Raw genomic sequence first — 14949 nt, forward strand, 5'->3', positions numbered from 1 at the left:
GGGGATGTCCAACTTTTGGGGTGCAGTTCAAAAGCCCAATTTAGCTTTTCAGACGACCTTCTTCCATTCTTTCTAAATCAAACGCCTTTAAAACGCTTCGCCGACTTTCACGCCGCCGGTGGTGTCTTTAGGCGTGGCAAGTTGCGCGGTCATGGCTTGGGCGGCTTGGAAATCGGGCGTCTGCATCACGGCTTGGGCGGCTTCTTTGCCCAGTGTGTTCGCCATGTATTGCCAGCGGTTTGCCAAATCGGGATTGTTGGGAATTTGGAAGCTTTCGCGCAGTTCGTCCACGAGGTCGGGACGGTTGCAGACGAGGACGATATCGCAGCCTGCCGTGAAAGAGGCGTTTGCGCGTTCTTTGATGCCGCCCGCTGCGCCCGCGCCTTCCATGGTGAGGTCGTCTGAAAAGATAACGCCTTTAAATCCGATGTCTTGGCGCAGGATTTGTTTGAGCCATTTTTCGGAAAAACCGGCGGGTTTGCCATCAATTTGCGGGTAAACGACGTGGGCGGGCATGACTGCCGCCATGCCTGCGCTGCTTAAGGCGCGGAACGGGATGATGTCGGCAGCTTCGAGTTCGGCAAGGCTGCGCGTGTCTTCGGGCTGTACCAAATGGCTGTCGCCTTCGACGAATCCGTGTCCGGGGAAGTGTTTGCCGCAGGATTTCATGCCGCCTCGATTCAGACCTTTTTGCAGTGCAAGGGCGAGTTGGGTCACGGTGTCGGCGTTGCGGTGGAAACTGCGGTTGCCGATGACGGGGCATGTTCCCCAATCGAGGTCGAGGACGGGCGTGAAGGAAAGGTCTATGCCGCAGGCGGTCAGCTCTGTCGCCAATACCCAGCCGACCTGCTCGGCTTTTTCTTTAGCGGCGGCTTCGCCTTCAGTGTCCCAAATCTGCCCTAAGGTATTCATGGCGGGCAGTCGGGTGAAGCCTTCGATAAAGCGTTGCACCCTGCCGCCTTCGTGATCGACGGCGATGATGAGTTCGGGCGTGCGCAGTGCTTTGATTTCTTGAACTAGGGCTTTGAGCTGCTCGACGTTTTGGAAGTTGCGGCGGAACAGGATGACACCGCCGATGGACGGATCGAGCAGGCGTTGTTTTTCTTCTTCGGTCAGACAGTAGGCGGCGACGTCTGCCATAACGGGGCCGCGCGGGATGGAATGGGGAGCGTTCATTTTTGGATTCCTTAAAATGTTTCAGACGACCTTAAAGTACCAAAGGTCGTCTGAAAACGGGAAAACACATTAGGCAGCTTTGCCTTTTTTATCTTTCAATATGAAGATGAGTGCGGTCATGACAACGCCGGTGGCGAAGAAGCCCAGCCAAGCCGATTGCGTCATGCCCAACACGAGGTAGCCTGCCGCTGCCGCACCTGCGACAGTCAGGGCGTAAGGCAGTTGCGATGTAACGTGGTCGATGTGGTTGCAATGCGCACCGGTGGAAGACAGGATGGTGGTGTCGGAAATGGGCGAACAGTGGTCGCCGCAAACCGCGCCAGCCATCACGGCGGACATACACGGGATAACCAACGATGCATCGACTTTAACCGCCATCGCGGCGGCAATCGGCAGCATAATGCCGAACGTGCCCCAGCTTGTGCCTGTGGCAAACGCCATCACGCTGGCGAGCAGGAAGAGGATGACGGGCAGGAATCCGGGATGGATGTTGTCTGCAACCAGCGTGGAGAGGTAGTCGCCGGTGTGCATTTCGCTGACGACGGTGCTGATGAGCCAGGCAAGAATCAGGATGGTAATCGCGCCGAACATCGAAGATATGCCTTGACGGACGGCTTTGGGATAATCAGCGGCCTTGATGATACCGAGCGTGCAGAGAACGACGGCGAATACGCCGCAAGTACCGCCGAACACCAGCGAAGTGTTTACATCGGTATTTTCAAACGCGCCCAAAATAGTGAAAGTTTCGCTTGCTTGCGCGCCTGTGTAAATCATGGCGGAAACGGTGGATGCGATCAACACCAAAACAGGGATAATCAGCGCGTAAACCCTGCCTTTAGGGCCGTCAGAGACGGCGGATTCGTCATGGGTTTCCTGCAATGCCGCTTTTTCAAGGCGCGCCATCGAGCCGATGTCGAAAGAAAACCAAGCGACGACAAACACCATGATCAGCGCGAACAGGGCGTAATAATTCATCAGGCTCATGGCGACGAACACACCCATCGGCGTGTATCCGGTGATGTGGTAAGTAACGAGCAGACCTGCCAGCGTGGCGATAATCGATGCGCCCCAGCTTGAAACCGGCATCAGTACGCACATCGGCGCAGCGGTGGAATCAAGGATATACGCGAGTTTGGCGCGGGAGACTTTGAATTTGTCGGTAACGGGACGGGCAATCGCACCGACGGCGAGACTGTGGAAATAGTCGTCGATAAAGGTAACGAATACGAGGCAGGCAGTCAGCATTTTTGCGCCGCGCCGCCCTTTGATGTGTTGCTTCGCCCAATCGGCAAACGCCTGATTGCTGCCCGAAAAGGTTAAAAGAGAAGTGAAAATACCGAGTAACAATAAGAAAATCAGGATTTTAGGTTTTCCCAGCGACCAATCGCCGTCTGCCCAAGCCAGTCCGACCACCATGTCTTTCAGGTGTGTCAGTCCGTCAATCGGGCTGCCGCCGACCAAAAAGGCAACGCCGACCAAGATACCGATGCCCAAAGACAGCAATACACGGCGGGTGATGACGGCAAGCGCCAATGCCAAAAACGGCGGCACGACGGATAAAAACGAATGTGAATAATCAATCAGGTGCATAATATTTTTATTAATAGGAAGTCAATCGGAGCGGAACGTTTTCAGACGACCTTTGAATGCGATTGTTGACAAAGCCAAAAGAGCAAAACCATCAAAAAACAAACAAATCAATCAGTTGCTAAAATTACAAAATACCCGCCACCTTAGGATGGCGGGTATTCTATCATTGAATGGCGCTTGCGTTGCACCTTATTGCAGGGTCAGGGCGAGGAAAAGCGTATTGCCGTCGCGCTGAACCAGCAGCGGCACATTTTTGCCCGCACCTGCCAACGCGCTGCGGAAGCTTGATTCGTCGTTGACGCTGATTTGGCTGACGGCGAGGATTTCGTCGCCGCGTTTGAGTCCGGCACGTTCCGCCGCGCCGCTGACGCGGGAAACAATCAGGCGGCTTTTGCCTGCACCTTCATCGACGCGCAGGGTCAGTCCCGTATTATCGACGGTAAAGCCGTCTGCCGGATTTGCCTGCTGCGGCTGCTCGGTAGCGCGTGAAGACGTTTCGTTCTGCTCCGCCATGCTGCCGAGTTTGACTTTCACATTGATTTTCTCGCCTTTGCGCCATACTTCCAGCGAAACTTCCTTACCCGGCAGCATCGAGCCGACCATGACCGGCAAATCGCTGGACACGCGCACTTCTTCGCCGTTGACGCTGCGGACGATGTCGCCCACTTGCAATCCTGCCTGCATGGCAGGGCTGTTCGGCATCACTTTGGCAATCAACGCGCCGCTGGCTTTGTCCAAGCCGAACGATTTCGCCAAATCGTAAGATACTTCCTGAATAATCACGCCCAACTGACCGCGCTGAACCTTACCGCTGGTTTTCAACTGCTCGGCAACATTCATCGCCACATCAATCGGAATCGCGAAGGAAATGCCCATAAATCCGCCGCTTCGGCTGTAAATTTGGGAGTTGATGCCGACCACCTGACCTTTCAGGTTAAACAGCGGGCCGCCGGAGTTACCCGGATTGATGGCAACGTCGGTTTGGATGAAAGGCGTGTAGCTTTCGTTTGGCAGGCTGCGGCCTTTGGCGGACACGATGCCTGAAGTAACGCTGTTGTCAAAGCCGAACGGCGCACCGATGGCGGCAACCCATTCGCCCGGTTTCAAATCTTTCGGATTGCCGATTTTGACGACGGGCAATTCTTCCGAAGCGTCAATCTTCAGCAGCGCGACATCGGATTGCGTATCCGATCCGATCAGCTTGGCGGTGTATTCGCGTTTGTCGTTGAGCAGGACTTTGATATTGCCCATACCGGCGACGACGTGTGTATTGGTCAGGATATAGCCGTCTTTACTGATGATGAAGCCGGAGCCGAAGTTCAAATCCTCGTCGGCAGACTGGTCTTCCGGCATATCGGGCATATTCGGGACAAGGCGTTTGAAAAACTCGTAAAACGGGTCGTTGTCAGGGAACTGGCTCAAATCCATGCCCTGCTCTTCAGACTGCCCGCTGCCTGCGGCACGCCCTGCAGGGGAAGCTTGGATATTGACCACCGCCTGACCTTCGTTTTGCACCAATTGTGCGAAATCGGGCAGCAGCATACCGACGCTGCCATCATCTTTGGAAGGTTCGATTCTTTGTACGAATTCTTCGCTTTTACTGCCGCCGCCGAAGAAACTGCTGATCTTGTCACAGCCGCCCAAGGCCAGCGCAGAAGCCGTTACCAAAGCAAAGTATCTGTATTTGTTCATTTTTTCGCGCACCGCGTTTCCTTTTCCGAATAACGGATTGTGTTCTTGCATCTTAAAAACAGGGGGGTCGTCTGAAACTTTTATCGTTTTCCAACCCGATAAGGTCGAATTTTACCTTTTGCCCATATTTTTTCAAGCATTTCATTTTAAATAAAAAAATGCCGTCAGAAATTTTAACCTGATAGAAAGGTTGTTTTGTTGATTGTTTACAATTTATCAATGTTTACATCAACTTCGCGCCATACTCGCACAAATCATTAATGATGCACTTCCCGCATTGCGGCTTCTGCGCCTTGCAGGTGTAGCGTCCGTGCAGAATCAGCCAATGGTGCGCATCCATCAAAAACTCTTTCGGCACAAAGCGCATCAGCTTGTCCTCTACCTCGCGCACATCCTTGCCCGGCGCGATTTTGGTACGGTTGGATACCCTGAAGATGTGCGTATCGACCGCCATGACGGGATGGCCGAACGCCGTGTTCAACACCACGTTTGCCGTCTTGCGCCCCACGCCCGGCAACGATTCCAAAGCCTCGCGGTCTTCTGGCACTTCGCCGTTGTATTTTTCCAGCAGGATGCGGCAGGTCTGCATGATGTGTTTGGACTTGGTTTTATAAAGTCCGATGGTTTTCGTGTACTCCATCACGCCGTCCAAACCCAAATCCAGCATCGCCTGCGGCATATTGGCAACCGGAAACAGCTTTGCCGTCGCCTTATTCACGCCCACGTCGGTCGCCTGCGCCGACAGCAAAACGGCAATCAAAAGCTCGAAGGGTGAATTGAAATGAAGCTCGGTGGTCGGATAGGGATTGGCAGCGCGGAAACGCTCGAAAATTTCTTGGCGGATCTGTTTGTTCATGGGGGTACGGGTAGGATTTGTGTGTGTCTTTATCGTTTGCCCGATTATAACGCAAAAGGTCGTCTGAAAACCGATGCCGAAGGTTTTCAGACGACCTTTCTATCCCGCTGCTTTACGCGGTTTCTTTCTTGCTCAACGTCAGACCTGTCCAGCCGAACAGCAGCGTCAAAATCAGGCTCAGATAGCAGAAGAAGGCATAAGGCAGGTATTCCCAAACGGGTACGCCGAGAGCGTGGCTGATGAACACGCCGCAGACGCTCCACGGCACAAGCGGATTAATGACCGTACCCGCGTCTTCCAGCGTGCGCGAAAGGTTGCGCGAATGCAGTCCGAGCTTGTCGTACACGGGTTTGAAGGTTTCGCCGGAAAGCAAAATACTCAAATATTGTTCGCCGATGAGGAAATTGACGCCGACCGACGTGGCGGCAACGCTGAAGGTGGCACGTCCGGCGGTAGTCAGGAACGCGCGGATGGCGTCCAGCAGCGACGGAATCACGCCGAGCGTAAACAATAATCCGCCCAAACTCATGCCGAGAATCACGATGGTTTGCGTGAAGAACATGCTTTCCAAACCGCCGCGCGAAATGAGTTTGGCAATGTCTTGAAACGCTTCGCCTTCGAGTTTGTAGCCGCCGTAAAACCATGCGCCGAGCTGGTTCAAGTCGGGCGTGCTGTGGAAATAAGTTACCGCAAGCGCGGTGAGGATGGTGAAGAGCATGGCGACGACGGCGTTGATGCGCAACAGCGCCAGCACGACCAACAGCGCAAACGGAACCAGTGAATAGCCGTGCACCAAACCCGTCGCTTCGAGCTGGCTGCGGAAAGATTCGACGCTGTTCAAATCGTGGGCGGCAACATTGGGCAAGAGCCACAGCATCAATGCCGCACTGATGAGCCACGCGGGAATGGTGGTGTACATCATGTTTTTGATGTGTTCGAACAAATCAATGCCGACGATGGAGGCGGAAATGCCCGTGGTATCGGAGAGCGGGGACATTTTGTCGCCGAAGAACGCGCCGGAAACAATCGCGCCCGCCGTCATCGCCAAATCGGCATGAAACGCCGCCGCCATGCCCATAAAGGCAACGCCAACGGTGGCGCAAGTGGTCAAGCTGCTGCCGATGGACACGCCGATGACGGAACAGAGCGCAAAGGCGGAGAAATAGAAATAGGTGGGGGAAATCAGCCCGAAACCGTAATACATCAGCGTCGGAATCGCGCCGCTCATCATCAGCGCGCTGACCATCAGCCCGATGAAGAAAAACAGGTAAATCGCGCCCATGCCCTGCCCCACCGCGCCGACCATGCCTTTTTGCATGTCGTTATATTTCAACCCGCGCGCGAGGCCGTAGAGGATGAGGACGGTAATGGCGGCAATGATGGACATATGGGGCAGCCAGCCCAGCGAAATGATGGTGTAACCCATCGCCCCGATTAACGCCGCAACGACGGCAAGCGCCTCTTTGCGCGGCATATCGAGCAGTGATTTGAATGCAAACATATTGCTTTGCCTGTTTTGTATGTATTTAACGAAGTTTAGCACACGGGGTCGTCTGAAAAACCGCTTTTCAGACGACCCCGTGATTTTTTATGAATGTAATAACGGATTTTAGTTGATGCGATATGGTTTTAAATTTGATTTTTTGAAATAAAATATCCTTATTTTAAAAATAAAGCCGTATTATTTCTTTTTATCATGATTAAACTGCCCCTCGCGCAAAAATGTTGCGGTTTGCTCAGCGGTAATGTGTTTGAACAGCATACCGCTGTGGCTGACGGGCAAGATAACGTGGTCGCGCATATTCGGACAGCGGGTTTCGCTGACCAAAACCGTGCCGTCGTGTTCGCCGTGCAAACCCAATACGCGCCCAAGTCCGAGCGGTTTGTTGCCGGCGATGCTGCCCAGCTCGATATGTTCGGGCAAATCTGGCGTGCCGCCGTCGAGCGCATCGCGATACGCGCCGCCGAGTACGGGGGTTTTCAATCCGAGCCGGAACACCCTTTGCGCAGCCCGGCTGCCTTGATGCGGCGTGCCGAAGGTAACGATGCGTCCGGTGATTTTTTCGGGATGGGCGGCGGCAAAGTGGCGCAACACCAGCCCGCCCAGACTGTGTCCGGCAAAATGCAGAGGCTCACCCGTATCGTGTTTTTCAACAAATTCCGCCAACGCCTGCGTGTGCTGCGGCATGGTGTGCCAGACGCTGTAATAACCGAACAGGGCAACGTCAAAGCCCTGCTTTGCCAGCATATCCGCTAAAGGTTTCATCACCCAAGAGTGCATGTGCAGTCCGTGCAATAAGATGATTTTCGACATGAGGGCCTCCTGTATTTTTGCCGCCAGCATTATGCCATAAGTCAGTCAGACCGTATTGCGGACGCATTTTGTCTTTTGAAAACGGGCTTAAGCTCCGGTTAAAATCTGTTGCCGTATTTTCAGACGACCTCGGTTTGGGCGGGTCAGGTTTACAAGTCCTCCGCAAAGAAAAGGTCGTCTGAAAACCTGATTTCCAAGTTTTCAGACGACCTTCTGTTCAAACCATGCTTACTCGTCGGCTTTATAACCTTTAAGCGCAAAGAAGACGATGTAGAGGTAGCACACGGCAGGTGCAACATAAGAAATCATCATACCGAAATCATCAGCAATCTTACCTTGCAAGACGGGAATCAGTGCGCCGCCAACGATGGCGGTACAAAGAATACCTGAAGCAGAATTGGTGAATTTGCCGAGGTTTTTGGTTGCCAGCGAGAAGATGGTCGGGAACATGATGGAGTTGAAGAAGCCGATGGCAAGCAGCGCCCACATGGCGACATCGGCATTGCCTTTACCAACCATGATGGCAATGACGAGCAAGGCAGTGGCAACTGAGGCATTAAAGGCAAGGTAGCGGTTCGGCGCGACTCGAGCCATCACTGCCGAACCGAGGAAACGTCCGACCATGGCACCACCCCAGTAATACATCAACATATCCGCACCTTCGGCATGGCTCAATCCTTTCAGGAAGCCCAAAATATTGACCATGAAAGAGCCGATGGATACTTCCGCGCCAACGTAGCAGAAAATGCCGACCATACCGAAAATAAGGTGTTTGTATTGCCACACACTGGTTTTGCCGTCGTGGTTGTGTTCGCTTTCCTCAACGGCAATTTTGCGTGCATCGGGCAGACGGATCATTTTCACAAAGACGGCGAGGAGGATCAACAATCCCGCCAAACCCAAATAAGGGATTTGGACGGAAGCAATTTGCTCGGCTTTGCTGGCTTTCTGAGCCGCATCTGTAAAAATGAGAAGTGCACCGATTTTCGGAGCAATAGTCGTACCCAATGAATTGAATGCCTGCACCAAAGTCAGCGTTGCAGATTCTTTGCCCGGTTTCGCCAGCAGGGTCACATACGGATTACCCGAAACCTGCAACAGGGTTACGCCCGAAGCAAGAATGAAGAGCGCGCCCAAGAAAGTCGGGTAAGATTGGCTGTCTGCGGCAGGATAAAACAACAAGCATCCGACGGCGGTCAGCAAGAAGCCGCCGATGACGCCGTTTTTATAGCCGATTTTACCGACGAGATGCCCCATCGGAATCGACATGATGGCATAGGCGGTAAAGAAGCAGAACTGAACCAGCATCGCCTGAAAATTAGTTAGCGTGAAAATTTTTTGCAGATGCGGAATCAAGATGTCGTTCATGCAGGTAATGAAACCCATCATGAAGAAGAGCGCGGTCAGGACGACCAGCGCGGAATTATGGTTTTGTTGTGATGGCGTAGACATGATTTGCCTTTCGATTTATTGGAATTGACCGTATAAACAGTTAATATCCGTTAATAACGGGCCGAATCATACTGGCTTTTGCCATTCTTGCAAACACTGGAAATGCGCCGACTACATAGAGTTTCAGCAAGATTCTGTCCGATAACGCATTTTTGTAGACAGAATCCGTCTGAATTTTACAATTAACCTGCCCGCAAACGACTTAAAATCTTATTTCAGACGACCCTTGACCTGACGCAAACTTATCCGCCATGCCCCTCATTTACGCCTATCTCGGACTTGCCGCCTCCGCCTTTACCTCCGCCACCATCCTGCCCGGCACGTCCGAAGCCGCCTTCGCCGCGTTTATCTACACCTATCCCGAACAGGCATACGGCGCGTGGTTGTGTGCCGGACTGGCAAACGGCTTGGGCAGCATGGTTTCCTATTGGATGGGGCGGCTGATTCCGTCCAAGAAAAGGTCGTCTGAAAAGACCCTGCGCCTGCTCCAACGCTGGGGAACCCTGCCCCTTTTGTTTGCCTGGCTGCCCGTTATCGGCGACGCATTTCCCATTGCCGCAGGCTGGCTCAGGCTCAACCCCTACACTTCCGCACTCATGCTCCTGACCGGAAAAATCCTGCGCTACGGCATCATCCTCGCCGGCATCAAAGGGCTGATGTAAACCATTTGCGCAAAACCTGCCGCATTCATTTTCAGACGACCTGAAACAGCGTAAAATCCCAAAGGAAATATCCCGTCCCTTCATTTTTGCAAAGCGAGAAATCATGTTCTTCAATCACATCGAAGCCGCCCCCGCAGACCCCATCTTAGGCTTGGGCGAAGCATTCAAAGCCGAAACCCGTCCCGAAAAAGTCAACCTCGGCATCGGCGTATATAAAGACGCATCCGGCGCGACCCCCATCGTCAAAGCCGTCAAAGAAGCCGAAAAACGCCTGCTCGAGAGCGAAACCACCAAAAACTACCTCACCATCGACGGCGTTGCCGACTACAACGAGCAAACCCAAATCCTCCTCTTTGGCGCAGACCACGAAATCATCGCCAGCCGCCGCGCCAAAACCGCCCAAAGCCTCGGCGGAACAGGCGCATTGCGTATTGCCGCCGAGTTCGCCAAACGCCAGTTGAACGCACAAACCGTCTGGATTTCCAACCCCACATGGCCCAACCACAACGCCATTTTTAAAGCCGTCGGCATCCAAGATAAGCCCTACCGCTACTACGACGCCGCCAAACACGGCCTAGACTGGGACGGCATGATTGAAGACCTCGGCCAAGCGCAAAAAGGCGACATCGTCCTCTTACACGGTTGCTGCCACAACCCTACCGGCATCGACCCCACGCCCGAACAATGGGAAACCCTCGCCAAACTCTCCGCCGAAAAAGGCTGGCTGCCCCTGTTTGACTTCGCCTACCAAGGCTTCGGCAACGGTCTCGAAGAAGACGCATACGGCTTGCGCACCTTCTTGAAATACAACAAAGAATTGCTCATCGCCAGCTCCTATTCCAAAAACTTCGGCATGTACAACGAACGCGTCGGCGCATTCACCTTAGTCGCAGAAGACGAAGCAACCGCCGCCCGCGCCCACAGCCAAGTCAAAACCATCATCCGCACCCTCTATTCCAACCCCGCCTCCCACGGCGCGAACACCATCGCCCTCGTGTTGAAAGACGCGGATTTGAAAGCACAATGGATTGCCGAACTCGACGAAATGCGCGGCCGCATCAAAGCCATGCGCCAAAAATTCGTCGAACTGCTCAAAGCCAAAGGCGCAAATCAAGACTTCGACTTCATCATCGAACAAAACGGTATGTTCTCCTTCAGCGGCCTCACGCCCGAACAAGTCGACCGCCTGAAAAACGAGTTCGCCATCTACGCCGTGCGCTCCGGCCGTATCAACGTCGCCGGCATTACCGATGACAACATCGACTACCTGTGCGAAAGCATAGTAAAAGTGTTGTAATCCGCGTCAGGTAATACCAAAAGGTCGTCTGAAAACCAGAAATCCTGTTTTCAGACGACCTTTCCCACCATTTAACGCAACACCCTTTCGGCTTATCCCCGAATTTCAACATCACCCCGCTGCCTCCGCATCGCCCGCAGCGACCTTTCAACATCAACACACGCCCAAAAGCATCACATTATGAGACCCACACTAGACGTCATCATCCCCTGCTACAACTCCGCCACCACCCTTCAAGCGGCTGTCGAAAGCGCCGTATCCCAACCCGCCGTCGAAAACGTCTGGCTGATTGACGATGCCTCCTTCGACGACACGCGCCTCATCATGAGCGACCTCGCCGCCATCCATCCCAAAGTCCGCTGCGAATACATGCTCGAAAACGGCGGCGCAGCCAAAGCCCGCAACTGGGGCGCCATGCAAAGCCAAGCCGATTTCATCGCCTTCCTCGACGCCGACGACGTATATGAAAACAACGTCCTCAACGCCGCCTACCTCGGTTTGGAAGCCTATTCCTATCTCAGCCTGGTCCGCCTCAAACTACGCCCGATCGGCTTTCCCGAACACTACCTCAACCACCCGCAATTCCCCACCGCATGGGAGCGGCTTCAAATGACCGTCGGCGGTAACACCGTATTCCGCCGCAGCATCTTTCTCGCCTGCGGCGGCTTTCCGCAAGACGAACTCTTCCGAATCTTCGGCGGCGAAGATGCCGCACTCGGCATCGCCCTGACCCGCAACAGCGTCGTCGGTTACCTCTTTGAAGAACGCGACCCCGCCGTCAGACACAACTACCGCCCCGGCATCCACGCCGAGCGCCTGCTCGATGCCGAACTTTTCGGCAAAACCGTTCCCGGCCTGACCATAGACCACCAAAACGAAGCCGAAGCCGTCACCCGCCGCATCGGCCGCCGCCTTCAAGAAGTCAAAGCACACTCAACCTTTGAAGAAGCCGGCACCATGCCGCTCTACCCCGAGTACGAATAAGCGGGCATAAGCGCAAAGCCCTGCCCGACCGCTTGCATCTCATTGCTTGCAGCAAAAAGGTCATCTGAAATCTTGTTTTCAGACGACCTTTTCTATATTTATAGCGGATTAACTTTAAACCAGTACGGCGTTGCCTCGCCTTAGCTCAAAGAGAACGATTCTCTAAGGTGCTTAAAGCACCAAGTGAATCGGTTCCGTACTATCTGTACTATCTGCGGCTTCATCGCCTTGTCCTGATGTACTATCTGCGGCTTCGTCGCCTTGTCCTGATTTAAAGTTAATCCACTAAACGGCAGTATGGCGGGTTCAACTATGCCTTATCTTCCCACGCTGCGCGTTCCCTCATATCTTCCACCGCTTCCACCAACGCCGCTGCCAAGGGCGGATCAAACGACGAGTGTCCCGCCTGAATCACGCGCAGTTCGGCTTCAGGGAGCGCCTGCGACAGTTCCCACGCGCTTTGCATGGGGGTGCATAAATCATAGCGTCCTTGCACGATGATGGTCGGGATATGGCGGATTTTGTCCGTGTTCGCCAAAATCGCTTTGTCGCCCTTCAGCCAGCCTTCGTTGACGAAATAATGGTTTTCCAAACGGGCGATGGCGAGCGATTGGTAGGCGTCTTCATCGACGTCTTGTGGTTCGAAGCGGATCAGGTAGCTTTCCCAGTCCGCCCATGCTTTGGCGGCTTTCAGACGACCTGCTTCGTCTTCGCCGAACAGCATTTCGTGATACGCCGCAATCAGGCTGCCGCGTTTTTCTTCGGCGACGGGCGCGAGGAATTTTTGCCATTGTGCGGGATAAATCTGGCTGACGCCGCCCGCTTCGTCGAGCCACGCCATTTCGGACGGACGGCACAGGAATATCCCCCGCAAAACGAGTCCGGCAACGCGTTCGGGATGGGTTTCGGCATACGCGAGCGACAAGGTGCTGCCCCATGAGCCGCCGAACACCAGCCATTTTTCGATGCCCAGCATTTCGCGGACTTTTTCGATGTCGGCAACCAAGTCCCAAGTCGTGTTGTCGTCGGTACAGGCGTAAGGCAGCGAACGGCCGCAGCCGCGCTGGTCGATGATGACGATGCGGAACACGTCGGGATTGAAAAAGCCGCGGCAGGCGGGCGATGCGCCCGCGCCGGGTCCGCCGTGCAGAAAGATGACGGGCAGCCCGTCGGGGTTGCCGGATTCTTCCCAGTAGATTTGGTGGATGTCCGATACTTGCAGCAGACCGCTGCGGATGGGTTCGCGGATGGGGTGCATGATGTTTCTCCTGTTGTCTGACGTTGGAATTGTACCCATCGGGCAGGCAAACGACAAACGGCAAGGGGTCGTCTGAAATCCTCTTCCGCCGCCGCGTTTCCCGACCGCCCGACTATCCGCTATAATTCCCCGATACCCGCGCAACAGAAAGAATGAAATGAACAAAATCCTGATGACCGCCGCCGTGCTGCTTCTGTCCGCCTGCGGCTTCCACCTCAAAGGCATGGGCGGCACCGCACGCACGCTGCCGTATCCCGCTTGGCACATCCAAAACGCCTCCGTCATGCAAAAGGCTTTGGAAAACGCCCTGCGCCGCGCCGACGGCAAACCCGTTTCCGCCGCCGAAGCGCAAATGACTTTGCACATCAAGAACATTGAAACCCGTCAGGACATCTACACCATCACCCGCGCCGCGCTGGTCAACGAATACCTGCTGACCCTGCGCGTCGAAGCCCAAGCCATGCGCAACGGCGAGCCTGTGGGCGAACCGATGACCATCCTCGTCAACCGCACGATGGACTACAACGACAGCGAAGTGTTGGGCAAACAGGAAGAAAGCGAAACCATCTGGGCGGAAATGCGCGCCGATGCCGCCGACCAAATCGTCCGCCGCCTGACGTTCCTGAAAGCGTATTGATGGCGGTCATGAATATCGAACAGGTCAACGCGGATATGCCGCTTTCGCCGCTGTACATCATTCACGGCGAAGAAGACCTGTTGCGCATCGAAGCCCTCGACACCCTGCGCGCCGCTGCCAAAAAACAAGGCTATCTCAACCGCGAAGTCTTTACGGCGGACAACGGCGCCGACTGGGACGAACTCCTGCAAAGCGCAGGCAGCGCGGGGCTTTTCGCCGACTTGAAACTTTTGGAAATCCACATTCCGAACGGCAAGCCCGGCAAAAACGGCGGCGACGCGCTGCAAACCTTCGCCGAACGCCTGCCCGAAGACACCGTTACCCTGATTCTGCTGCCCAAGCTCGAAAAAGCCCAAACGCAGGCAAAATGGTTCACCGCGCTCGCCGCCAAAGGCACGGTACTCGAAGCCAAAGCCATTAGCGCGCAAGCCCTGCCGCAGTGGATAAAGGGTCGTCTGAAAAAGGTCGGACTCGACATCGAACCCGACGCGCTCGCCCTGTTTGCCGAACGCGTCGAAGGCAACCTGCTCGCCGCCCGCCAAGAAATCGACAAACTCGCCCTGCTGCACCCGCAAAACCATACCGTCAACATCGCCGATGCCGAAGCCGCCGTCGCCAACGTCGCCCGTTTTGACGTGTTCCAGCTTTCCGGCGCATGGATGAAAGGCGATGCCCTGCGCGTCGCCCGCCTTTTGGACGGACTCGAAGAAGAAGGCGAAGAACCCGTCTTGCTGCTGTGGGCGGTTGCCGAAGACATCCGCACCCTCATCCGCCTGACCGCCGCGCTCAAACAAGGGCAAAGCGTACAATCCGTCCGCAACAGCCTGCGCCTGTGGGGCGACAAACAAACCCTCGCACCGATTGCCGTCAAACGCATTCCCGCCGTCCGCCTGATCGAAGCCCTCAAAACCTGCGCCAAAATCGACCGCATCATCAAAGGCGCGGAAGACGGCGATGCTTGGACAGAATTTAAGCAGTTGGTAACGGGGCTGACGATGTGATTTTATAGTGGATTAACTTTAAACCAGTAC

At 54.6% G+C, this 14949-nt stretch carries 13 protein-coding genes; 5 read left to right on the forward strand and 8 right to left on the reverse strand.

Annotation, left to right across the window (positions count from 1 at the left end; translation table 11 throughout):
• Positions 1-87: 87 nt before the first annotated feature.
• The 7 genes from nagZ to HMPREF2572_RS03690 form a co-directional block, all read right to left on the reverse strand.
• Positions 88-1176 carry a beta-N-acetylhexosaminidase gene (gene nagZ / locus HMPREF2572_RS03660; RefSeq protein WP_070496294.1) on the reverse strand — a complete coding sequence of 363 codons (1089 nt, stop codon included), beginning with the start codon at positions 1174-1176 and terminating at the stop codon, positions 88-90.
• A 69-nt stretch (positions 1177-1245) separates the two neighbouring features.
• A complete protein-coding gene (locus tag HMPREF2572_RS03665) occupies positions 1246-2766 on the reverse strand; it encodes a Na+/H+ antiporter NhaC family protein (protein ID WP_070496295.1) in 1521 nt (506 codons plus the stop codon).
• A gap of 189 nt (positions 2767-2955) precedes the next feature.
• The gene (locus HMPREF2572_RS03670; RefSeq protein WP_168161772.1) at positions 2956-4458 is read right to left on the reverse strand and encodes a DegQ family serine endoprotease; all 1503 of its coding nucleotides are present in this window, start codon (positions 4456-4458) and stop codon (positions 2956-2958) included.
• A 223-nt stretch (positions 4459-4681) separates the two neighbouring features.
• Positions 4682-5314: an endonuclease III gene (gene nth / locus HMPREF2572_RS03675; RefSeq protein WP_070496297.1), complete on the reverse strand. Its 633-nt coding sequence runs from the start codon at positions 5312-5314 to the stop codon at positions 4682-4684.
• Between the two features lie 112 nt (positions 5315-5426).
• A complete protein-coding gene (gene nhaC, locus HMPREF2572_RS03680; RefSeq protein WP_070496298.1) occupies positions 5427-6815 on the reverse strand; it encodes a Na+/H+ antiporter NhaC in 1389 nt (462 codons plus the stop codon).
• 180 nt (positions 6816-6995) lie between these two features.
• Complete coding sequence (locus HMPREF2572_RS03685; RefSeq protein ID WP_039862751.1) at positions 6996-7628, reverse strand: alpha/beta fold hydrolase; 633 nt, start codon at positions 7626-7628, stop codon at positions 6996-6998.
• 228 nt (positions 7629-7856) lie between these two features.
• Positions 7857-9080: a sugar MFS transporter gene (locus tag HMPREF2572_RS03690; RefSeq protein WP_070496299.1), complete on the reverse strand. Its 1224-nt coding sequence runs from the start codon at positions 9078-9080 to the stop codon at positions 7857-7859.
• 251 nt (positions 9081-9331) lie between these two features.
• Between HMPREF2572_RS03690 and HMPREF2572_RS03695 the strand changes: the two genes are divergently transcribed.
• From HMPREF2572_RS03695 to HMPREF2572_RS03705, 3 genes are all read left to right on the forward strand, one after another.
• On the forward strand, positions 9332-9742 hold the full coding sequence (locus HMPREF2572_RS03695; protein ID WP_070496300.1) for a YqaA family protein: 411 nt from the start codon (positions 9332-9334) through the stop codon (positions 9740-9742).
• A gap of 103 nt (positions 9743-9845) precedes the next feature.
• Positions 9846-11039, forward strand: coding sequence for an amino acid aminotransferase (locus HMPREF2572_RS03700; protein WP_070496301.1), 1194 nt, complete (start codon positions 9846-9848; stop codon positions 11037-11039).
• A gap of 180 nt (positions 11040-11219) precedes the next feature.
• Positions 11220-12023 carry a glycosyltransferase family 2 protein gene (locus tag HMPREF2572_RS03705; protein ID WP_070496302.1) on the forward strand — a complete coding sequence of 268 codons (804 nt, stop codon included), beginning with the start codon at positions 11220-11222 and terminating at the stop codon, positions 12021-12023.
• 310 nt (positions 12024-12333) lie between these two features.
• On the opposite strand, the gene pip is transcribed toward HMPREF2572_RS03705, so the two are convergent.
• Positions 12334-13281, reverse strand: a complete 948-nt coding sequence (pip, locus tag HMPREF2572_RS03710) for a prolyl aminopeptidase (RefSeq protein WP_070496303.1) — start codon at positions 13279-13281, stop codon at positions 12334-12336.
• Between the two features lie 157 nt (positions 13282-13438).
• On the opposite strand from pip, the gene lptE reads away from it, so the two are divergent.
• Together lptE and holA are read left to right on the forward strand one after the other, a co-directional pair.
• Entirely contained in the window at positions 13439-13918 is a 480-nt protein-coding gene (lptE, locus tag HMPREF2572_RS03715) for an LPS-assembly lipoprotein LptE (protein WP_003741184.1), read from the forward strand.
• Entirely contained in the window at positions 13918-14919 is a 1002-nt protein-coding gene (gene holA, locus HMPREF2572_RS03720) for a DNA polymerase III subunit delta (RefSeq protein WP_070496304.1), read from the forward strand. Before lptE ends, holA begins: the two co-directional genes overlap by 1 nt.
• The last annotated feature ends 30 nt before the right edge of the window (positions 14920-14949 follow it).

Source organism: Neisseria sp. HMSC064E01, from assembly GCF_001808875.1.
Taxonomy (GTDB): Bacteria; Pseudomonadota; Gammaproteobacteria; order Burkholderiales; family Neisseriaceae; genus Neisseria; species Neisseria sicca_A.